This is a genomic window from Bifidobacterium callitrichos DSM 23973, from assembly GCF_000741175.1.
GTDB classification, from domain to species: Bacteria; Actinomycetota; Actinomycetes; order Actinomycetales; family Bifidobacteriaceae; genus Bifidobacterium; species Bifidobacterium callitrichos.
Window position 1 is genome coordinate 1 of sequence record NZ_JGYS01000013.1, and the last position, 22,147, is coordinate 22,147.

A 22,147-nucleotide genomic window follows, 5' to 3' on the forward strand; every position below is an offset into this window, starting at 1 on the left:
TCGCCGACGCCATTCGCTCCGCACAATCGGTGGATGCATACGATATGGATGCGCTTCGGCAGATGGCTGCGCATGTGGTGACCGCTACGGCGGCGGTATCCGATGCGATTGCAGCCCATGATGCGCAAGCCGCTCTTGATGCGGCTCAGCAAGAGCAGAGGAAGACAGCCAAGACGCCATCGTCCTCACGTAGAGCTTCATCAACGACTGACAGCCATACTTATCAGAGCGGAAACGACACGACCGATTACACGTTTGCTGGCGACTGTTACACGGCAGCCGAATGCCAAGCGGCCATCGACGGTGCAGGACGTAATCAGGTGCATGCGCTGCACACGCAAAAGGGGTCCACCTACTATGAGATCCACAATGATCATGGTGGATCATCAACATGGGGCAAGGATAGCGTAACGATCAACGGCCAGGCCCATACGCTCGGGCAGTGGCGTCCGGCGACGTATGTCAATGGGCAGCCGATGGAGGAATCCCAGAAGGGTGAGTATTTCCAGACCTGTGACGCCAACGGCAAAGTGTGGTTCGCTCCGATTCAGTAATTGCCCCCTCAGTGACTACCCCTCAGACCTGCTTTGCAGGCCAGCTCTTCTCACCTGACAACGATAACGTATCGTCAGACTTTCAACGACAAAAGAGGCTGTCACCGGATTTGCTCCGGCGACAGCCTCTCTCCGTTAACCTAACTCGTCGTTAGTCGAGTGGGGTCACTTCTTGACGGCGTAGGCCTTGAAGGAGACGCCTTCGTTGTTCCATCCGGCCTTGACCGCGGAGTTGACCTCGGTTTCGGACAGGGTGAGAACGTGCTCGCCGGAGTTCGGGTTGTAGATGCGGAAGACGCTGTCAGGAGCATCGTCGGTCACGTACCAGGCGATGGTCTCGTACTTCCATCCGGCCTTGACGAGGTTGTTCTTTTCCTTCTCGCTCAAGGTGTAGTGGTGAGAGCCGTCGTTCTTGTTGTACAGACGGTAGACGGGCTTGGCCTTGGTGTCGCTGGTGGTCTGGAACTGCTCGCCTTCACCCTTCCAACCGGCGCGGACCAGAGCGGAGTACTCGGCGTAGCTGGTGGTGTACAGGTGGGAGCCGCCGCGGGTCTCGTTCGGGTTGAACGCACGGTAGACGGCAGCGCGGCCTTCCGGCACGTCCGGCTGCTCCGGCTGACCCGGGGTAGGCGTCTCGCCGCCCTCGCCGAGGGTCACGGTCACGGTCTTGCCGGACTGGCGGCCGGTGACGGTGAGCTTGTAGCCTTCCTTCGCGTTCTTCAGCGCGATCTCGGTGGTGCCGGCGGTCTGGACGCGCACGCCGGAGAGCGGGGTGCTGGAGGCGGACTGGTCGACGACCTTGCCGGAGGCATCGGTCAGCTGGTAGGCGAGAACCGCGTCACCGTTGAAGCCGGTGGCCTTGGCGGTGTAGGCGCCGTCCTTGCCCTCGACGCTCACTTGGGCGCCGTCGGACAGCTTCTTCTGGGCGTCGGTGCTGGTGGCGAGGCCGAGCGCGTTGCCGATGGTGTAGAAGTTGTCGGTCTGGTCGGTCAGGCCGTCGACGCGGGAGGCGTTCGGGCCGGAGGCGGCGATGCGCAGCTGGGTGCCGGTGTGGCTCATGTTGCCCTGAGCGTCGCTCGGATCGGCCTTGCCTTCGACGTCGTTGGAGGTGTCCTTGCCATTGCCGTAGAGGTCGTCCTCGGAGGTGCCGTAGGAGATGACGGTCTTGGAACCGTCACGGTTCTTGAGCACGGTGCTGAGGGCGTAGATCGGCTGGGACTCGACGATCTGGGAGGTGTGGGCGTGGTCGGCGGTGACGATGACGAGCGTGTTGCTCAGGTCAACCTTGGCGAGGGCCGCGGAGATGGCCTTGTCGAGGTCGTCGGTCTCACCGATCTGGCCGCAGGCGTTGGCGTTGTGGTCCTGCTTGTCGATCGAGGCACCCTCGACCTGCAGGAAGTAGCCGTTCTTCTGGCCGTTCGGGTTCTTCTGCAGCAGGTCGATCGACTTGCTGGTGAAGTCGGCGAGGGACGCGCCCTGATTGCCGAGCCAATTCGGGTTGACGGAGCAGACGGTCGGGTTCTCGTCCTTCTTCGGGTCCTGCTTGGTGGCGACGGACGGGTTGAACTCGGTCGGCAGGTTGCCGTCGCCGAGCAGGGCGAGGACCGGCTTGGTCTGGTCGGCGGAGGAGAGGTTCTTGAAGCCGTTCACGTCACCGGACTTGACGGTCTGGAAGCCACGGGCCGCGGCCTGATCCCACAGGGTCTTGCCGTCGAGGCCGAACTGGTTGAAGTACTTGGCGCCACCGCCGATGGTCACGTCGGCGCGGGTGTCGAGCAGCTGCTCGGAGATGGAGCCGATGCCGCCGTTGGCCTTGAGCTGGTCGGCGAGGCAACGCTTGGCGGCTTCGGCGGCACCGTCGGAGGCGTCGATCTTGCCGTCCTTGTTGGTGTCGGTCTTGCCGTCCCACTTGCCCTGCGGGCCGTAGCAGGCGCGCTCGGAGGAGTGGGATTCGAGGACGGCCGGGGTGGCGTCCTGGATCTCGGCGGTGGTCACGTTGCCCGTGGCCTTGCCGGCAGCCTTGGCGAGCTCGATGAGGTTGAGCTGCGGGTTGCCCTTGACGTCGATGTCGACGGCGTTGTTGTAGGTCTTGGTGCCGGTGGCCCAGCCGGAGCCGGACGCGGAGGAGTCGGTGACCGGGGTCAGGACGCCCGCGGTCTTGGAGCCGGCGAGCGTACCGTCGGACTTCTTGGCCAGCAGGCCGTCGTTGGAGCTGTTGCCCAGCGAGAAGGTGGTGTACTGGCCGACACCGGTCTCGACACCCTGCGTGGGCTGGCCGAGGCGGTCGATGCCCTCGAACTTGCCGTTGAGGCCGTGCAGGTAGTTGCGGGCGACGGTGATCTCGGAATCACCCATGCCGTCGCCGATGAACAGGATCACGTTCTTAGCGTTCTTCGAGCCGACGGCGGCGATGCGCTGCGCACCGCCGTGGACGGACAGAGCCGCGACGTCCTTACCTTCCGCGGCAGTCGCCGTGCCCGCGACACCCGCGAGCGTGGCCACCGCGGCGAAGGCGGCCACTGCCGCCTTCAGACCATTGTGCTTCCCCATGATTGGTCCTTTCGTACCTCTGATTTCAGTACGAGGCTCACGTTAGGAATCGTATCCGTCGCCTGAACGACACCTATGGGGCACCTTGGGGATATTTGGGTGAATTCTGGGAGTACGTAGTGAGAATGAGAATCATATGAAAGAACGTCTCCTCTGAATCCTCAGAGGAGACGTTCTCGCGAGATTTACGTAATCGCTATCGAATCATCACTGGTCTATCATCCGCTAGCCATCATCGAAGGACGTTCCAGGCGATGTCCTCGCTCTTCCAGCCGTGCGCGACGTCGAAATCGACCTCGGCCTTCCTCACGGTGTAGAAGTGCTCACCCGAGTTCGGGTTGTAGACGCGATACAGCGGCACCTTCGCATCCTCGGACACGTAGAAGCCGATTCCCTCGTCATGCCATCCGGCCTTGATCGCGTGATCGAACTCGACCTTGCTCAGGGTGTAGAAGTGCGAGCCATCGTTCGGGTTGTACGCACGATAGACGGGCTTGCCCTTGTCCACCGTGACGAACGACTGCCCCTCATCCTTCCAGCCGAGAGCCGTCAGATGCCTGACCTCGGCGAGACTGGACGTGTAGTGGTGGGAGCCGGCGCGTGTCTCGTTCGGGTTGAACAGGCGATATACGGTGACCTCCTTGGCGGTCTCGGCAGTGCCATCCTTGTCCACGGTGACGTCGGTCCAGCCCTGCAGCTGGCCTTCGCCGTCGGTGAGCGCGATCGTGTGCTTGCCGTCGGCCACGGTCTTGGGGATATACGCGTCCACGTAGTACTGCTTGGCGGGGTCGGTAGCCTTGGAGTCCTTCTGGACCTCGAGGTAGGGGGCGCCACTCGGGTCAGTCAGCGCGGTGGGTGTGGAGTAGATGTAGCCGTACCAGATGCACGGGTCGGTGTTGTCGGTGGCGTCGAGCTTGGCCTTGCACTCGGCGCTCAGGTTCCTGACGTACAGGCGGTAGACGGATCCCTGCTTGGCGTTGCCGTCCTGGGCGGTGACGCCGTTCCTGTCGGAGCCGAGCACGGTCTCCTCGCTCGGGGCCGTGGGCTCGGAACCGGTGGTGAATCCGGGGGCGGCGTAGGCGTAGTTGCCTGCCATGTTCGTGGTGCCGTCGTTGAATTCGATGTGCGCGCCCACCGAGAGCGTGTGGACGTCGACGTTGACCGGCTGGTTGAACTTGCCCAGTTTGCGCAGTTCGATGCCCCAGATGGTGGAGAGGTCGTAGAGCGAGGTGTATCCCTCGTAGTCCGAAGTGGTCTGGTTGCGGTTGCCGTAGAAGTGGTTGGGCTGCAATCCGACCAGCGTCATGTCGAACGTGCCGGTGGCGGGACGGGTTTCGGTGTCCCATGCGTCCGGGTAGTAGCGGACCCATTCGCGATACGTGTAGTCGACGTAGTCGTTAGTGCCGAAATCCCTGCGACCGGTGTGTTCGCCGAAGAACTTCTCATAGTCCTCCTGCGTCAGATCCTCGTCGGAGACGCCCTTGCATGAGGAATCCCAGGCGACTCCCCAGGCGGACGGGTCGGGCGTGCCCGGATGATAGGTCATCGTGCTGATCTCGTTCACGTAGGCGACCGGGCAGATCGACTTGATCTGGTCCTTGTACTCCGGGTCGATGCTGTAGCTGACCTTCAGTCCGGCGGAGTGCGCGCCGACGTCCTCGACCTTGACGTCCGTGATGGTGACGGCCTTCTCCTTGTCGGCGGCGTACGTCGACTCGCGGCTTTCGGACAGCGTCTGCGGCGCGGGTTCGGCCACGGTGCCGTTGTCGGCGGCGTTGGCGGCGGGCGCTCCGGCGAACAATGTGCCGGCGGCGACGAGCAGCGCCGCGATTCTTGCCAGTTTCCTCATCTCTTCTGGAACTCCTTTCGTTCCGCTGTGGATGGGTCCGACGCCCATCCGATGAGCACCAACTTACTCGTACACCGCTTCGGACTTGCCAATCTTGGCAACCTTTGGTGAAGCCGTGCGTGGTCAGGCCTTTGGCAGTCCGATCATCGTCCCGTCACTATGATGGTGGTGTCCATATAGCCGACTGTGGGGGTTTAACAATGTGGCGGCAGCAAGTCGAGCGGTTTCTGGAGCGGAATCTGGCGCCATTGCTGGTGTTCCTCGTGATCGCTTCGCTGCAGGGCGCCTACTACATGGAGGCTGTGGGGCCGTTGAGCATGCCCGATCCCGATCTGCATGCCACTACGTCGTATGCGGTGGCGACAGGTCAGGCGTTCAATCCCACGACGACGAAGACCGATGAACATGGCAACACGGTGAAGGTCCAGCATCTCACCGGTGATTCGCGTTTCCTGGAGAATGAGGCCTTCCGTAACATTCTGGTCTCCTCGGTGTTGGACAAGCCCTTCACCAGGGACAAGCACATAGGTCTGCAGCAGGGGGCGGACAGGGAAACGCCGAGGATGGTGACGATCCCCAACGTTCATGTACGCAACCGATCCAACCAGTATTTCCCCATCGCATACCTGCCACAGGGTCTCGGATTGGCTTTGGGAATGCACGGCGGTCATTCGCCGTACGAGTGCTGGCAAATGGCACGTCAGACCAATCTCATCATGTTTCTCATCCTGTTCTCTCTGGCGATCGCGCTGACACCTCGGGCCAAGTTCCTCGTCGTGCTCGTGGGCGCACTCCCGCAGGTGGCGTTCATCTCCTCCAGTCTTATGGCCGACGCCACGTATATCGGCGTGAGCGCTTGCTTTGTGGGCATGCTGCTGCATCTTGCGGATAAGAAATCCTCCGCACGATGGTGGGAGCTGACAGCGCTGATAGCGCTTATCGTGCTGTTGTTCTTCTGCAAGGTCGTATACGTTCTGGAGGCATTGCTGGTTCTTGTCCTGCCGTCCGCGGTGGTCTCATGGAAGCGCAAGGGACTGGTCGTAGGCCTGTCCGTGTTGCTGGGTGTGGTGCCATATGTGTTATGGCACAATCGGTTCGGCGGCATGCTGGCGCGCGTGAACGTGGCCGACAACATCGGGTTCATGATTCATTACCCGGTTCGCGTGCTCAAGATCATCCTATGGAATGTCCTCCAGCTGCCGCAGACGCTCGGCGACGTGCCGGCCTCGTCCTCCGTGGCGGTCGCAGCCATGGCCTTGGGGTGGGTTCTGGTCATGGCGTGCACGTCGAAGATCGAGCGGCCCGATTCGATGCTCGGCTGGCTGAGCGCATACCGCTACTCGATCGTGGCGGTAGCGGCGGCGCTGCTGGCGACGATGCTGATCTATCTGTCGTTGATGGCGACGTGGATGAACATGCCGAAGCTTCCGCTCACCGGCGAGATCGAAGGGTTCCAAGGGCGTTATCTGTTGCCGCTCCTGCCTCTGCTGCTGTGCTCGACGGCAGTGAGTTCAGTGCCGACGGCTACACTGTCGACGGGAACGGGCATGAAGGGATAGATCGCCCGTTATGCAGAGAGGAATCAGAGTTTTGGGAAACGGCATGTTTCATATGATGAGGCGGATGTGCGCGCTGATCGTGGCGGGTGCCGCCTCGGTGTCGTTCGGTCTGGTGGCGCAGTCCACAGCGGTGGCAGATGAGGGTGATTCGGGCACGACGCCCATGTATCGTCTGTACAACCGTAATTCGGGAGAGCACTTCTACACGGCCAATGCCGATGAGCGCGACTATCTGCTGGACCAGCACTGGCGCGACGAGGGCATCGGCTGGGTGGCTCCGAAGCATTCCGATACGCCCGTCTATCGTCTATACAATCCCAACGCCGGAGACCACCACTACACCGTGGGGGCCAAGGAGCGCGATCACCTCGTCAGGCAGGGCTGGAACTATGAAGGCATCGGCTGGTATTCCGATGACAGCGAGCGAGTGCCACTCTACCGCCAGTACAATCCCAATGCGATCGCCGGAGCGCATAACTACACCACCAGCTCCGATGAGAGCGACATGCTCGTGAGCCGCGGCTGGCATGATGAGGGCATCGGCTGGTACGCCGTGGCCAAGGGGCAGGCGCAGCAGCCGGTGACGATGGACAAGGACGGATCGTACGCCTCCATCGAGGGGTACATGCGTCTCGACGGTACGGGAACTGGATACCACACGAAGATCGACATTTCGGACAACAGGGGCGCCGTGGTCTCATTCGGTATCCAGTACGAGAAGGACATCCATCTGGTGTCTCCGCGTCTCGCCTCCAACACGGCGTTTCTGGTGGAGAACGTGATGTCACACTCCGATGTGCCGGGACCCGAGGGCAAGGAATACCTGTATCTGGATGCGGCACCGCTGCGCGAGGACGTGAAGGTGCGCCTGTCCTGGTACCGAGACAACACCATCAGGGTGTACGTCAACGATCTGGAGGTCGTACGCACCAGGACCCGTCTGGCCAGCCCGTTCATCTTCTCGACCGAGGGCAGCGTGGCGAGGAACGGTGATTCCATCGATGCCGGCATACACGGCGTCCGCATCAAGGTGGGCAGGGACGCCTCCTCCTACGGCACCATGGGCGAGTGGAACGACCGCAACGACTACTTCGGTCTGGACGCGATCATCTCCAAGTACGGTCAGAAGGTCGACCAGGCCGGACCGTATGCCACGCATGGCGGGCACGTGCAGGGTGCCGACTTCGTGTTCCGCGGGACTTCGGACATCCCCGGCGTGGATGCGAAGGGACAGCCGTGGACGTGGGACACGAGCTTCGAGACCATCGAGCCCAACACCGGAGAGATTGGCCATCCGCTCTCCGCCATCGCGAACATCGCCCAGTATCGGGTGGACGAAGAGGACGACGAGTGACTCCACGCGTCGCGGATGTCGTCATCCGCCGCATATAATCCATCTTCCAATGGGTTTCGCTTCACCGTGAATTCCCGATAGATGGTGTCATAGAGGTACTCACGGGAGACGCTTGTGCGGTTGGATGACATTTCGAGGCTGAGGGCCACCCTGCTGAAATGGGCATGGTGGCTCCTCCAAGCCGTCGTATGCACGTGGCTGTCATGGAAGGCCGTGCTTGTCCGATGGGACTTCGGCCAGCATCTGCCGTTGGACGGATACCGATCGACCCGTGGCCTGTTCGACGACTGGCTGCTCATCCAGTATGCGCAGCTTGACAGGCACTTCCACCCGGTTTCCGCTTGGGACAAGGCGTTCGCATTGGCGAAGACCATGTCCTTCCCCTACTTCCTCAACGCCGCTCGAGAGCAGGGAATCCCCTACCGTACCGCGTTCACCGCACTGTACGTCATCGGAGCGTTCCTTGCCACGTTCGGGCTGTGGCGACTATGGCGTCGCCTGACCGCCATACCCAGTCGAAAGGCCGACGAACGCGGCGTCCGCGGATGGCGGCCGCCCGTCTGGTTCTGGCACCTCGCATTCGTGTTCCTGCTGTTCTCCCCGACCGGCGTCGAGGACGTCTCAGGCATCAGGATTTACCGCGAATCGCTGCTTCCGCCGATCGTGATGCTGCTGGCCGGATTGACGATGGCGTTCGTCGCGGGCTTCCTGCCGCGCGCCCGCGCACCGTATGACCGTAGGTGGTGGGTGCTGTCGTGGCGTCTGTGCCAGTGGATGGGCCGCTGGGGTCTGCAGATCGTTCTGGCACTGGCCCTTGGAGGCGTGTGGGCGTTCTTCTGGTTCATCAAGGAATCGAGCGTCTGGCTTGCGCCGATGGCAGGTGCGGCGCTGCTCGCATCCGCCATTGGCATACTGTGTACGGCGTTCCATCGGGACGGCAGACATATCGTCGTGCGACTCGTCGCTATGGTGGCGGCTGTTGCCATCGCCGTGACACCGCTGTATGTCTTCGATCAGGGAGACAAGGCGTACCGTCAGGTCAACATGGACAACTATGGCGTCTCCATCGCCTCCTCACGCACCGAAGGCGAGATCGCCGGCTTCTTCCAGCGTCTGTACAACATCCGCAGCAAGGATCGCACCATCAAGCAGTGGGCCCCGTGGTCCGTGATCGAACGGGTCTACCAGATCTCGCCAACCTTGCAGTCCGAGCCCGCACTCATGTGGTACATGGGGGCGGAGGGTTTCCTCGGCTCCGGATCATGGGATGGCACCGCCACCAAGGACATGGGCGTATGGTCCGTGCACTGGGACATCGCCTCGCTGCGCCTCTTCCGCAACCAGAAGGAGACGCAGAAGTTCTTCCACAAGGTCAATCAGGAGATCGACGCGGCCCATCTGCCGCAGCAGACCGAAGGCTTCACACCGTCTGCCTCCCTCGGACCGCTCACTTGGGATCAGATATGGAGCCTCAACCCCTCGTTCCAGACGTCGGCGAACAGCGTGCTGTACTGGTACGGCTACAACATCAACGACCCGGTGAAGTACGTGTGTTCGACGAACCCCGGTGATGACGCCTCCGTAACACGACACAAACTCGCCAAACGATGCGAGACCGTGGCGAAAACCATCGGTGAGAAGGTGCCGACCTCGACCAAGGACCCGATGGTCAAGGCGCAGCGCCCGTATGTGGCCCGTGCGAGGGGGATCATCCACGATTATCAGCGGTATGCGCCGGTATTGGTGAACGCGGGCATCGTCGCTCTAGGTCTTGCCCTGCTGCTCGCTCTGGCATGGCCTCTACGACGCACCAGCCGTGATTGGAATCGCCGAGGCATGGCGTTATGGGGATTGTTCCTTTCCTTCGGCACCTGCGCCTGCGCGCTGATTCTGGCCACCGCGTGGATCACCTACCCGACCAGCGACGAGCTCATGCACCTGCACAGCAAGCTGTACACGGTGGGTATCACCCCGCTGGTGCAGATCCTTGAAGTGGCCGCCTGCCTGTTCCTGCTGCAGAGCATCGCACAGACCACGAAACTGATCTGGCGCGGATACACGGCCCGCCTCACCGTGCGGCTTGCGGAATCCCCGATCTGGTGCCAGCCCGTGACGATCGACTGGCCCGTTCCGCCGGCGCAACCTCGCGAGCGCGCCGGACATCCCAAGCCGCGGAAGGTGCGGAAGGGACGCCGTCATCACCCGAAGCGGTGACGCTGGAGATGACGCCGTCCCTATTTTCGGCACATTCATTCGAGCAATCGGAAGTGGCCATGAGCGCCAGCGGAACATGGGGAAAGCTCATCGAATCATCCCATCTCGAGGCCTTGCCGATCACACTTGCACGATCTCGATGATGCGCATGGTCTCCGGCCGGCATCGTGGCATCCAGAAGCCGATTCGCTCCAGAGTCCTGCCGGTGATGGTGGAATCTCCGATGGGTCCGTTCGGATTGAACTCCTCCAAGGCCGCACCATCCACCGGACGGGGGCCGGACCAGCGCAGACGGTACTCGGCGGACGGTTCCAGTCCCGGAACGCGTAGCCAGACACCGCGGTTGGAGGAGGATTCATCGACCTGGACGTGTGCGATGACCGCCCGTCGGCCATCACGTTCGCTTACTCCGTATGCGTATACCGAAGGATCGGGGATATCCAGTCTCCTCACGATTCCATTGTGCAGCAGCGTCCGATTGGCCTTGAACCATGCAATCCAAGCGGCCAGCTGGGAGAGATCACCCTCGGATGCCTGCATGATGTTCCACTCGATGCCGAATCCGTAGAACACTGCGGTCGCGGCGCGGAACGGCAGCGAGTACGTTCGTCCGCTTTGATGGGAGGTGGGTGCCGATACGTGGGCGCCCATATACTCTGGCGCGATATTCTGCACGGTCCAGCGCTGGATGCGCTGGCGGCTCAAAGCGTCGGTCATGTCTGAGGTCCATACGCGGGATACGTGTTCGATGACGCCGAGGTCGATTCTTCCTCCGCCTGACGCGCAGGACTCCCATTGGATGGAGGGGAATCGTTCTCGCAGTTCGTCGAGCAGCCGATAATAGGCCTGCGTCTGTCGGTGTACGGCGGCAGCGCCGCCGCGTGTGTTGGATCCCGCTTCGTTGAGGTCGCGATTATGGTCCCATTTGACATAATCGACCGGATTGGCCGTCAACACCGTACTTATTGCCTCGAGAACATGCGCATAGGCATGCGGGTTGGTCAGATCAAGTACGTACTGGTTGCGGAACGGGAGAGGAAGCCGATCCGAGGCCTGCATCACCCAGTCCGGGTGGGCACGGTATAGGTCGGAATCCTGATTGATCATCTCAGGCTCGAACCACAGTCCGAACTGCATGCCGAGACCATGCACGAGTTCCGTCAGCGGACGCAGGCCGTTGGGCCATACCGTCGGATCGACCCACCAGTCGCCGAGACCTGCGTGGTCGTCTCTCCGTAGATGGAACCAGCCATCGTCCAGCACATATCGTTCCACGCCGATGGCCGCTGCTCGTCGAGCGATTTCCGCCAGTGTGTCGAAATCATGGTCCATATACACGGCTTCCCAGACGTTAAGGGTGACCGGCTGCATGTCGGGATGAGAGGCCAGCCCTCGTTGCCATGTATGCAGGCTCTGCGCGATGCCGTCCAGTCCTTGGTCGGAAGTGGAGACGACGACCCAAGGCGTCTCATATGAATCGCCTTGGCCGAGCATGATCTCACCGGGCAGCAGCTGCTCTCCGGCGTAGATGGCCGTCCCGTCCTCACAGGTGCGGTCCACGGCCAGCACGCTGTTGCCGCTCCATGCGGGCTGTACTGAAATCACCGAGCCCGATCCGAATCCGAATCCCGGCGTTCCGGCGATGAGTGCGCATCCCTCATAGGACGGTTTGCCGCGGCGGCCCTCCTTCGTCCAGGTGCCGTCCGCAACGGTATGGCGCTGGGGTTGTCGTTCGTTTTCGTGACGGCCGGTGAAGTCCATGAATTCGGTCTGGTTGTCCGATAACGGTATGCGAACCTCCAGTCCCTCGATCACATAGGTGCCGGGGCAGATGTTCGTCAGCCGGTGACGGATTCGTAGCGATCCACCAATCAAAGGTTCAACGGTGGTCTGCAACTGCAGTCCGGCGGACCGGTCTTCCGCCGTAAAGACGAGGACGCCGTTTTCGACGGCAGGATCATCGATCAACGTGAAGCGGGTGGACCAGTCCACTCCATCGGTGACATCCGCAGTCTGCGACATGATGCGGTATCCCCGCAGAGCTGGACGTGCACAGGATCCATGCGATGGCTCATTCAGCAGACTTGACAGGCGCAGCGAAGGCTCGGCGACCTGCTTGGACGCGGATTTGGGATTAGGCGCAATCGGGTCGATCCCGTCCGTATCGGCAGCGGGGAAGACGGCGATCACCGCAGGCAGCGGGTCTCCAACATGGGCATCCGTGAACGCCATTCGTGTTGCAGACTGGTTCGAGTTGATTGATTCAGGGAATAGCATGATAGTCCTTGTCCGTTCGGATTCGTGCTCCTGCTATTTTTCGACGCCGGCCACCATGCCTGCGATGAAGTACTTCTGCAGGAACAGGTAGACGATGACGATCGGCAGGGCGGCGATGAGCGCGGCGGCGGCGCCGACACCGAGGTTGCTGGATTGCATGGCGAAGAACGAGGCGACTCGCGGTGCGATCAGCTGCTTGTCGGGATCGCTGAGCAAGTAGTTCGACAATGCGTATTCGTTCCACACGCCGACGCTGGTCATGATGACCACGGTTGCGGTCACGGGCTTGAGCAGGGGGAGTATGAGCTTGAAGAAGATGACGAACCTGTTTGCTCCGTCGATCATGCCGGCCTCGTCAATGGAACGGGGAATCGCCTTGATGAACGCCGTGTATAGGAAGATCGCCAAAGGCAGGTTGCCGGCGACCGTCACCAGCACCACTCCCCATCGGGTGTTCACTCCGTTGATGTCGACAAGCAGACTGTACAGGGGTACCAGAATGCTCAAGGGTGGGATCATCATCAGTGAGAGGATGCCGCCGGCGACGAGTTTGTTGCCCTTGGTGTTGCGGCGCGCAAGCGGATAGGCGGCGGTGGCTCCGAGCAGGCAGACGAGTGCCGTGCTGCATAGGGTCACGATGGCGCTGTTGCCGACGGCACGCAGGATGCCACCCTCCTCGATGGCCTGCGTGAAATTGCTCCACTGGATGTCGTGCAGGCGGGGAACCAACGTGCTGGACATGTCGCTGGCCGGTTTGCTGGCCGCACAGATGGCCAGCCAGAATGGCAGCAGCTGCGCCACGACCATGATGGCCAGAAACAGGTATATCAGTGCACGTCCGAGCGGTTTGCCGGTCTTCGGCTTGCTGCCGGTGCTCGATGCGAAGGATGCCGATGTCATTTCAGGACTCCCATCCAAGACGATCCAGGCCCTTGTTCAGCAGGGCGGTGACGATGACGATGATCAGGAAGAGGACCACGCCGATTGCCGAGGCGTATCCGGCGTTCTGGTTGCTGAAATACGTCAGGCCGATGTACGTGGATACCGAGTTGGTTGAGTACCCGGGGCCGCCGCCGGTGAGCACCTGGATCACGTCGTACAGCTTGAGGCCGCCGATGAGATTGAGTACCACGGAGGTGGAGAAGGCCGGCATGAGCATCGGCAGCGTGATGTTCCAGAACAGTTTCCATCCGCTCGCCCCGTCTAGGCTGGCCGCCTCCATGACCTCTTGGTTGATGCCCTGAAGGCCTGCGAGGTAGATGATCATCGAGGTGCCGACATACTGGAACGAGTTCACGATCACGATGATGGCCACGGAGATGTGGGGATTGTCGAACCACACCACCTTCTCGAAGCCGAGCGCGACCATGAGCGTGTTCAGGGCGCCCTGCTGGTACTGGAAGATGAAGTAGTACATGGTGCCCATGATGACCGCGGAGATCAGGGCGGGCAGGTAGACGATGGCGCGGATGATGTTCCGCCCTCGGATCTTCGTGTTCAGCAGCAGTGCAAGGGCGAGGCCCATGATCTGCTGGATGATGGTGCTGCCGACGCCGTAGATGAACGTGTTGATCAGGACGGTGCGGAAGTTCTCATCCTTGAGCATCGTGGCATAGTTGCTCAGTCCCACGAACGTTTTGACGGGATTGTATCCGTCCCAGTTCGTCAGGGACAGGGCGAACCCGGAGATAAGGGGGTAGAGCGTGAAGATGATGAGGATGAGCAGTGCGGGGACGTAGAACAGGTTGATGCCTGCGCCGCGGAGGGACCGCCGCCCGGAGCGGACGGCGGTGCGGTTCGATTTAGCCATGGTATGCCTTTGTTGTGTGATGTCTCTGGGTTCAGCTGTTCTGCCCGTACAGGCTGTCGAACGCCGTCTTCATCTGGCTGGCCGCGCCCTTCGGATCGGACTGACCGGTGATCAGACCGTCGGTGGTGGTGGTCAGGGTGCTCCACATGCCGTTCGGCAGGTAGACGCGATCGAACACCGGAACAGTTGTCGTCTTCTTGTCGGTGACCCAGGTCTTGTAGCTGTCGGCAAGCTGGCCGATGTTCATTTCGACGTCGTCGAAGACGGGCGCGTTGCTGGTGGTGTCGGACAGCTTCTTCATGTTCTCGGGCTGCGCCATGAAATCGAGCAGCTTGAGTGCGGTCTCCTTGCTCTTGCTCGTCTTCGAGACGCCGATGGCGTAGTCCTCGGCGCTGATCAGATACGGATCGCCGGTCTCGGACGGGTACGGCATGAATCCGAGCTTTGCGTCGGGGTTGTAGTTCTCGACGCTCTGGACGAGGCTGTTGGGCTGGAATCCGAATGCGCAGTCATCGGTAGCGATGAGCTTGGCGACGTCGTCCGCGGTTGCCGACGTGTAATCGACGTTGAAGTACTTCTTGCGGGCCCACTCGTAAACCGGGGTCACGGCCTCGGCGTACTTGTCCGTGTCGAACGTGCCGTCCTTCAGCTTCTGAAGTTCCTGCTCGGAGTACATGCCGGAAGCCATGTAGTCCACAATGTCTCCGGAGGTCCAATTCTCCTTGCCTGAGGCGGCGAGACATGTCGCTCCTGCGGCGGTGACCTTGTCGCAGGCTGCGGCGAAGTCGTCCCAAGTCGTGATCGTCGTGGGATCCACGCCGGCCTTGTCGAGAACGGTTTTGTTGTAGACGATGCCGGTGATCGCGGCATCAAGCGGCAGCGCGTAGAAGGACTTGTCGTCCTTGCGGATGGCGGAATCAAGCGTGTCGTTCATACGCTTGGCCCAATCTCGGTCCTGCAGGGGCTCGAGGAAGTTGGCGTATCGATCGCGGCTCCAGCCGTGGGTGTTCCACATGTCCGGAGCATTCTTTGCCGCCAAGCGAACCTTCAGGTCGGATTCGTAGGAGTTCGTGCCGGGCACGAGCGTGACCTTGACGCCGGGATTCTCCTTCTCGAACGCCTCGACCACCGAGGTCATGGCCTTGAGCTGCTTCGAGCCGGTAGCCATTCCGGTCATGAATTCGATCTCATTCCCCGAGGACGATGTGGAGGAACCGCAGGCTCCCAATCCCGCGACCATCACAAGGCCACAAGCTGCTGCTGCGATCTTCTTGACGTTGTTCATTTGTCGCTCCTTTGCTTCCTGATGCGTTTCGTCGCCATGGCTGCATCCCGCCTCACCTTGTCTCCATCATCGGCGACAACACATAGCTTACTCGTGTAACTAAGGTTACGCAAAATGTCTCACACAAACCTTTTAGTCACAATAGACACGCCGATAATATGGTTACGGGAATAACAGGTTACATGCGTAACCTATTGGTGTAGTATGGCTATGTCGGAAGATGTCGGCGCGATGTACCGTCACGCAAATCCATGGAGGTTGCACAATTGGGCTCAATGAAGCAGCGCAGCAGGATAACACGGGCCGACGTGGCGCGTCTGGCCAACGTGTCAACGGCCTCGGTCAGCTATGTGCTCAACGGAGTGCCGAACAAGGTGTCCGAAGAGACCGCCCAGCGCATCTGGCATGCGGCCGACATACTGGGATACCGCCCGAGTGCGTTCGCTCGCGCGCTCAAGACCGGATCCTCCAAGACATTCGGCGTCATCGTTCCGGACTTCTCGAACCCCTACTTTGCGAGTCTGAATGATGAAATAGAGTCGGCGGCGTCCGAACACGGCTATTCCATCATCTTTGTCAGTTCGCACGGTGACGCCGAGATCGAGCGCGCCTGCATTGAAAAGCTGAAGAACCGTGACGTCGATACGATTTTTACGTCTTCGGCATTGAGCAACGACGAGCTTGCCAGTCTCGATCAACAGTACTGCCGACTCGTGTTCCTCGATCACACCATCGTGACGCCCGGTGTCAAGTGCATCTCCACCGATTTCGAGAAAGCCGTATCCGTGATGATCTCCCATCTGTTCGGGCACGGGTACACCGACATAGCCTTCCTGTTCGGCGGCAATGATTATTCCGATGCGAGAGTGCAAGGATGGCTGAAGACGTTCCAAGAGGCGGGGGTGCCGGCCGGTCCGATTGTCAACTCCGGGTTCACCAGAGAGGGAGGCTATCAAGCAACTCTCACTTTGCTGGATTCGGACAAAAGGCCCTCGGCCCTGTTCGCCGCATCCGATCTGGAAGCCATAGGGGCCCTGCGCGCACTACACGAACGTCATATCAGAGTGCCGGAGGACATGCCCATCGTTTCATTCGACGGAAGCATTGATACGTTGTACTCCATCCCGCAGCTGACCACCATGCAGCAGGACACTCGAGCAGTCGCCCGCCATGCTGTTGCGGCCGCACTTGATCCGGACAACGTTCCCGACGTGACGCTTATCGATCCCAAGCTGGTTATTGGACGTTCATGCGGATGCCGTTGATTGATTCCCCGGCGTGGGGTTCATCTTCCGAGTTTGAATGTCCTCGTCGCGTCCACGCTGGGATGTCCGTCCAGGAACTCGCGTCTGCTCACGCGTCGTATCCTGCCGCTCTTCCTGATCTCCCCGGGGATGCTGCCGAGTTCGAAGTCCTGCCTAAGTCGCCTGGGGTGCCGCAGCGGCGAATCCAACCAGTACACCCGCAGGATCCTCCTGCCCCGCAGGCCATGCAACAGCTGCGGTTCGCGACTCATCAGGTTTCCCTCGTCGCCGTACATGCCGATGTACACGGTCTCGTCCACGTTGACACTGGGGATGATGGCATCCGTGGCGAGATACCACTTGTCTCCGTCCTTCGTGGGCTTCGCGTGGAAGGCGTTCATGCCCACGACCCAGAACCTTACCTCCGCGGCCTTGCAGTCGCCTACGTTCTGCAGGCCGAACGAATACCAGACGTCCTCCGGCTTCTGTTCCTTGAGCTCCTGCCACTCCTTGTGCAGCAGCGTCGGCGAGAAGGGCGTGGACGTAATATGCCAGAGCACGCCCGGCCGAGACCGCCATCCACCCAATGCGGTGATGATGGAGACGACCAGCGCTGCCCCCGCTATGACGTCACTCCCTTTCAGGCTCTGGAGAAGCTTCCCCAGCTCTATAAACCAACTCACAAAATCCATGAGATGTCCTCCCATCCGGCTTCGGCAACAACCGTACGCGTGTTTCCCGTGTCCCTAAAAGGGCTGGGATGATGATGCTACTGTTGTGTGGAAGTGTTGCCTCACAGGCTCTTCCATGCGATGTTCTCGCCGTGCCAGCCGGCGCGCTGTACCTGCTCGTATTCGGCGTGGTTCGTGGTGTACACGTGCTCCCCGGAGTTCGGGTTGTAGAGCCGGTACACGTCGATCGACGCGGTCGGGTCCACGTACCAGGCAACATCTTCATCCCGCCACCCATGGCGAATCAGCGAGTCGTGTTCGGCACGGCTCATGGTCCAGTTGTGGTTGCCGTCGTTGGGGTTGTATTCGCGATACACCGGTGCCGCCATCATGCTCGAGTCCCCGTCTTTGACCGCGTTGAACGAGACGTGCTCGTCACGCCATCCACGGCGGATCAGGTAGTCCCGTTCCGCGGACGACGTGGTGTAGTGGTGCAGTCCGGAGTTCGGATTGTATACGCGGTAGACCGGCAGCTTCTCGGCCGCGACAGACTGCACGGTGATCGGGAAGATGAATCGTTTCCCCTGCCCGGAAACCGTGATCGTGGCGTGTCCGGCGCGTAGCGCCTTGAACTGCCCGTCGGGGGTCACGCCGGCCACGGACGAATCGGATGACGTCCACGTGCCGCGGAACTCGTATCGTCCGGACAGGTACATGAGCGTGGCCCTGGCCTGAGCGGTTGCGCCCGCATCCATCGCCATCGGAAGATTCGATACGACACCCTGATTGAGCAATGCGTCGGACACGTTGACCTCGACGTCGAAATCCCCTTGCCATCCGGTGGGCGTCGCCGAGTCCCCGGCCGGCGCTGAGGTCGATGACTCCCCGGCGAACGCGTGCCCCCAATCGGGGCTTGTGCCCTGCCCGAACCCGTACCAGCGCCGGTCCGGGTCGATTAGCTGCACGTAGTGTCCGGTCTGGCCGGTGTCATTCCCGGCGAGATGACTGATGTAATCCTGCTTCTCGGACGCCCATTGCGCGTCGATCGCGTGCGCGATGTCGCCACCGCCCCAGGCGAGGATCTCGCCGTCGGACGTGACGCCGTTGTATGCGGCGGTGAAGCCGCTCTCGCCGTTCGGCCTCGTATGATGCAGGCTGTAGTCGGCCGCCTCGACCGCGCGCTGCACGGCGATGCGCTCCAGCGCGTTCGACCATTTCGGCGACAGGTACTCCTGCTCGGACATGCCGATCTGCTTCAGATACTCGCGGATGGTCCAGCTGGCCGTGGCGCCGTCGACGGTTCGTTCGATCCTGATGCGCGAATCGTCGAGCGCGTCCCTGCGCCATTGGATCACGTGGGCCAGGGCCTTGGCGTACACGTCCCGCTGGTCCAGCGTCTCGGTCACATGCACGGTGACGCCGCTGCCGAGCGCCACTCCCAGACCGGAGACGACATCACCGGCTCCGGCATCGGCGATGGTGCGGGCGGTCGACGCGGCGCTGCGGATGCCGGAATCCCCGGAACCGGCCATGGCGATGCCGACCGTGCCGAGCGTGCCGGCGCACATCGCCATCGACACGACGACCGACACGACAAGCCTTCCCCATGTTCCGCTGGCGCTCATATCCACTCCCGATGACTCGAATGAATGTGCCGAAAATCCAGTAGACAGTATAGGGCCCGCACTGCAGAGAGCCTGTCTGGTTCGAGCGGATAGTTGACGCATGTCTCGGGGCATGGTCGACAGGTTGGCGCCGGCTGATTGGCGTATGGATGCACAATCGCAACAGCAGACACCGGCACATTCCAATGATGACGGTCTCGCGGCCCGTAGCGAGTTCCTGCGCAACAAGGCCATCGTCAACGCGATCCTAGACGGCATGCCGGTCCCCGGGGCCCGATGAAACGTCGGTTAAACGCGATTGTCCCCGCGTCCGGCAGGCACATCGTCATTGGTGCGTCGGCGTGAACGCGTCCGGGTCCCAGAGCGCGGTGACGGGCAGGGCCCAGAATCCTCCGGGCCACTGCATGACGCGGGATCCGGTGTAGACGAGGTAGCCTCGGTGGAACCGCGGGTCCTTGGCGAGTTCGGCGAGCCCGCGGAAGTCCTCGCGCGTGACCCGGGACGAGGACTTGACCTCCACGCCCACGAGCCGGTCGCGTCGGCTCATGACCAGATCGACCTCCTTGGGACTCGAGCCCGGCTCCCTCCAGTAGAAGCAGTCCGGGTGGGTCCGCGACCACTGGACGGCGGGCAGGATCTGGTTGACAACGAACGATTCGAGCAGGTTGCCGTAGTCGACCGGCGACGTCATCGGATCGCACCCTTTGGCGAGCATGGTCTGCGCGGACAGGGACGTGTCCACGGGGTGGATCTTCGCGCGGGTGAAGACCTGACGGTTCGGCGCGGTGCGCAGGTTCGGCAGGGCGCGCACGAGGAACCGGCGCAGGAACACGCCCACGTAGCGCTCCACGGTCCGCCGGTCCAGAGCGAGCAGGTCACCGAGCGCGCTGGCGTTCATGATGCCGCCCGGCGTGCACAAAAGCCGGTCGAGCACGTTCTCGGCGATGAGCACGTCGAGACGCTCTCCGGGCAGGATCGTATCGCCCAGCACCGCGCGGACGTCGTCGGCCACGAGCCGCTCGCGCTCCCAGTCCTCGTACATCGGATACTGCATCGCATACTCCGGGAACCCGCCCGCCGCCATCAGGTCGTACAGGTCGGCGCGCGATACTCCGTGGCCGAACCCGGTATTCGGCTCGCCGTCCCACAGGTCGTCCACGACACTGCCCGGCACGCCATGCAGCTCGCGCTGGGTCAGCGGCCCCATCTCGAAACGCTGCGCCCTGCGGGCGAGCGGGTCCTGACCGTCCAGACCACCCCGGTTGATGATCGCGCTGCCGGTAAGCAGGAACCGGATGCCCCCGTCCGACGGCAGGCCGTCCGCGATCTCCTTGACCTCCAACGGCAGATCGGGAACGCGCTGCGCCTCGTCGATGATCACCGGCAGCCGCAGCCCCTCGAGCCAGCCACGCGGATCCATGCTCGCCAGCTCGAACGTGCTCGCGTCCGCCAGAGTCTCGTACGAGAACCCCTCCGGAGCCAGCTGACGCCTCGCCATCAGCGTCTTGCCCACGGCGCGAGCGCCCTCCAGTATCACGACCTTGCGCCGCGAACGCAGCAGCGCGTCCGCCAACGGCCTTGAGATGTACTCGCCCATGAACGACAGCATACGTCCAATGTACAAAAAATACAACATTGAATGTATGAAAAATACAGGCAGACGGAGTCGGAGAACGGGACAGGACGCCGGGCGTATGGGCGACGAGTTAGTATGCCGTTTTTCATTGTGGAAAAGTGGCGTGATGATACACTTTTTTACAGAATAAAGTGTCATGGGATTGTCCGGGAGGTTCTTGATGAGGCGCAGGATCGATGCGGTGTTGGAGTCGTGGGCGCGCGAGGAGGGTGCGCCGCCCCTGCTGCTGCGGGGCGCGAGGCGCGTGGGCAAGACGTATTCGATCAGAAGACTGGGCCGTGAGGTGTTCGGTGAGGGGCGGTTTGCGTACTTCGATTTCCAGACGGATCTGGAGCGGCTTGCGGGGATCTTCGCGAACACGGCGGACGTGGACGGGATCGCGGCGGATCTGTCGGCGTATGCGGGCGTGCCGGTCCGACGCGGGGAGACGCTGATCGCGTTCGACGAGATCCAGTTGTGCGAGAAGGCGTTGAACTCGCTGCGGTTCTTCGCCGCGGACGGCGGGTACCGGGTCGTCGCGTCCGGCTCGCAGCTCGGCGTCACGTTGAGGGACCGCACCCTGCCGTTCCCGAGCGACGTGCGGCAGGTCGCGTTGCATCCGATGGACTTCGAGGAGTGGCTGTGGGCCGTGGGCGACGGGACTTTGGTCGACGCGATCCGCGGGCACTACCAGTCGCGCGAGCCGTTCAGCCTGCACGACATGGCAATGGACCGCTACCGTCGCTACGTGGTCACGGGCGGTCTGCCGGCCGTGGTCGACGCGTACGCGAGGACCGGCGACCTAACGAGGGTGCGCGAGATCCAGCGGGACATCGACGACACGTACACGGCCGACATCGCCCTGTACGCGCCGGGCGAGACGGTCGTGGCCACGCAGGCCGTGTGGAACAGCATCCCCAAGCAGCTGGCGCGGGAGACGACCCGCAAGTTCAAGTACGCGGACGTCAGGAAGGGCGGACGCGAACGCCAGTACCGCCTGCCCCTGGCGTGGCTCGAGGCCGCGGGACTGGTCACGCTGAACGAGCAGACCAACGATCACGACGCGCCGTTGGAGGCGCGCGACGGCGGATCGTTCTTCAAGGTGTACATGGCCGACACCGGCATCCTGTTCAGCAGGTACGCGCTCGACGCGCGCGCCTGGCTGTCGGACGAGCGGCGCGTGCAGCTGTCGGCCCGGTTCCGCGGCGCCCTGACCGAGAACTACGTGATGCAGGCCCTGACGGCGAACGACGTGCCCACGTACTACTGGGCGTCGGACGGGGGCGGCGTGTACGAGGTCGAGTTCGTCACCCAGACCCCCCTGGGCCAAGTCGTGCCGATCGAGGTCAAGTCCGGCACGAACGTGCGCGCCACCAGCCTCAAACGGTTCATGGCCAAGGCCGACGCCCCCTACGCGATCCGCGTGTCCGCGAGGAACTTCGGATTCGAGGACAACCTGTTCAGTGTGCCCCTGTACGCCGCGTTCTGCATCAGACCATAGAACACCGCGCCCCGCATCATGCCGAAGCCGCGGGCGCCG

The 22,147-nt window shown here is 61.9% G+C and carries 15 protein-coding genes; 6 read left to right on the forward strand and 9 right to left on the reverse strand.

What is annotated here, in order from left to right; all coding sequences use genetic code 11:
• Nucleotides 1-554: hypothetical protein (locus tag BCAL_RS13405; RefSeq protein ID WP_043260060.1), on the forward strand; the 554-nt coding region annotated here is incomplete at its 5' end.
• A 165-nt stretch (nucleotides 555-719) separates the two neighbouring features.
• Here BCAL_RS13405 and phoA read toward each other — a convergent pair.
• Together phoA and BCAL_RS12265 are read right to left on the reverse strand one after the other, a co-directional pair.
• Nucleotides 720-3,104 carry an alkaline phosphatase gene (gene phoA / locus BCAL_RS07725; protein WP_081887363.1) on the reverse strand — a complete coding sequence of 795 codons (2,385 nt, stop codon included), beginning with the start codon at nucleotides 3,102-3,104 and terminating at the stop codon, nucleotides 720-722.
• A 232-nt stretch (nucleotides 3,105-3,336) separates the two neighbouring features.
• Nucleotides 3,337-4,953 (reverse strand): hypothetical protein, encoded by a 1,617-nt coding sequence (locus BCAL_RS12265; protein WP_052119280.1) that lies wholly within the window; start codon nucleotides 4,951-4,953, stop codon nucleotides 3,337-3,339.
• Between the two features lie 200 nt (nucleotides 4,954-5,153).
• Between BCAL_RS12265 and BCAL_RS07735 the strand changes: the two genes are divergently transcribed.
• From BCAL_RS07735 to BCAL_RS07745, 3 genes are all read left to right on the forward strand, one after another.
• Nucleotides 5,154-6,512, forward strand: a complete 1,359-nt coding sequence (locus BCAL_RS07735) for a DUF2142 domain-containing protein (protein ID WP_043167254.1) — start codon at nucleotides 5,154-5,156, stop codon at nucleotides 6,510-6,512.
• A 52-nt stretch (nucleotides 6,513-6,564) separates the two neighbouring features.
• Nucleotides 6,565-7,866 carry a hypothetical protein gene (locus BCAL_RS13500; protein ID WP_052119281.1) on the forward strand — a complete coding sequence of 434 codons (1,302 nt, stop codon included), beginning with the start codon at nucleotides 6,565-6,567 and terminating at the stop codon, nucleotides 7,864-7,866.
• A 120-nt stretch (nucleotides 7,867-7,986) separates the two neighbouring features.
• The gene (locus BCAL_RS07745) at nucleotides 7,987-10,080 is read left to right on the forward strand and encodes a DUF2339 domain-containing protein (protein WP_043260062.1); all 2,094 of its coding nucleotides are present in this window, start codon (nucleotides 7,987-7,989) and stop codon (nucleotides 10,078-10,080) included.
• A 120-nt stretch (nucleotides 10,081-10,200) separates the two neighbouring features.
• Here the strand turns inward: BCAL_RS07745 and BCAL_RS07750 are convergent, their stop codons facing one another.
• The 4 genes from BCAL_RS07750 to BCAL_RS07765 all read right to left on the reverse strand — a co-directional run bounded on the left by BCAL_RS07750 (nucleotide 10,201) and on the right by BCAL_RS07765 (nucleotide 15,452).
• Nucleotides 10,201-12,312 carry an alpha-galactosidase gene (locus BCAL_RS07750; RefSeq protein WP_238549666.1) on the reverse strand — a complete coding sequence of 704 codons (2,112 nt, stop codon included), beginning with the start codon at nucleotides 12,310-12,312 and terminating at the stop codon, nucleotides 10,201-10,203.
• A 78-nt stretch (nucleotides 12,313-12,390) separates the two neighbouring features.
• Nucleotides 12,391-13,257 (reverse strand): carbohydrate ABC transporter permease, encoded by an 867-nt coding sequence (locus BCAL_RS07755; protein ID WP_052119282.1) that lies wholly within the window; start codon nucleotides 13,255-13,257, stop codon nucleotides 12,391-12,393.
• A 1-nt stretch (nucleotide 13,258) separates the two neighbouring features.
• Entirely contained in the window at nucleotides 13,259-14,167 is a 909-nt protein-coding gene (locus BCAL_RS07760) for a carbohydrate ABC transporter permease (protein WP_052119283.1), read from the reverse strand.
• Between the two features lie 31 nt (nucleotides 14,168-14,198).
• Complete coding sequence (locus tag BCAL_RS07765) at nucleotides 14,199-15,452, reverse strand: ABC transporter substrate-binding protein (RefSeq protein ID WP_043167259.1); 1,254 nt, start codon at nucleotides 15,450-15,452, stop codon at nucleotides 14,199-14,201.
• A gap of 275 nt (nucleotides 15,453-15,727) precedes the next feature.
• On the opposite strand from BCAL_RS07765, the gene BCAL_RS07770 reads away from it, so the two are divergent.
• On the forward strand, nucleotides 15,728-16,717 hold the full coding sequence (locus BCAL_RS07770; protein WP_043167261.1) for a LacI family DNA-binding transcriptional regulator: 990 nt from the start codon (nucleotides 15,728-15,730) through the stop codon (nucleotides 16,715-16,717).
• 20 nt (nucleotides 16,718-16,737) lie between these two features.
• Here the strand turns inward: BCAL_RS07770 and BCAL_RS07775 are convergent, their stop codons facing one another.
• From BCAL_RS07775 to BCAL_RS07795, 3 genes are all read right to left on the reverse strand, one after another.
• A complete protein-coding gene (locus BCAL_RS07775) occupies nucleotides 16,738-17,388 on the reverse strand; it encodes a hypothetical protein (RefSeq protein ID WP_043167262.1) in 651 nt (216 codons plus the stop codon).
• Nucleotides 17,389-17,489: 101 nt separating this feature from the next.
• Nucleotides 17,490-18,992, reverse strand: coding sequence for an Ig-like domain-containing protein (locus BCAL_RS12275; RefSeq protein WP_160268301.1), 1,503 nt, complete (start codon nucleotides 18,990-18,992; stop codon nucleotides 17,490-17,492).
• Nucleotides 18,993-19,317: 325 nt separating this feature from the next.
• Nucleotides 19,318-20,589 carry an ATP-binding protein gene (locus BCAL_RS07795; protein WP_043167298.1) on the reverse strand — a complete coding sequence of 424 codons (1,272 nt, stop codon included), beginning with the start codon at nucleotides 20,587-20,589 and terminating at the stop codon, nucleotides 19,318-19,320.
• A 199-nt stretch (nucleotides 20,590-20,788) separates the two neighbouring features.
• Here BCAL_RS07795 and BCAL_RS07800 point away from each other — a divergent pair, with 199 nt between their 5' ends.
• Nucleotides 20,789-22,108, forward strand: a complete 1,320-nt coding sequence (locus BCAL_RS07800) for an ATP-binding protein (protein WP_052119286.1) — start codon at nucleotides 20,789-20,791, stop codon at nucleotides 22,106-22,108.
• The last annotated feature ends 39 nt before the right edge of the window (nucleotides 22,109-22,147 follow it).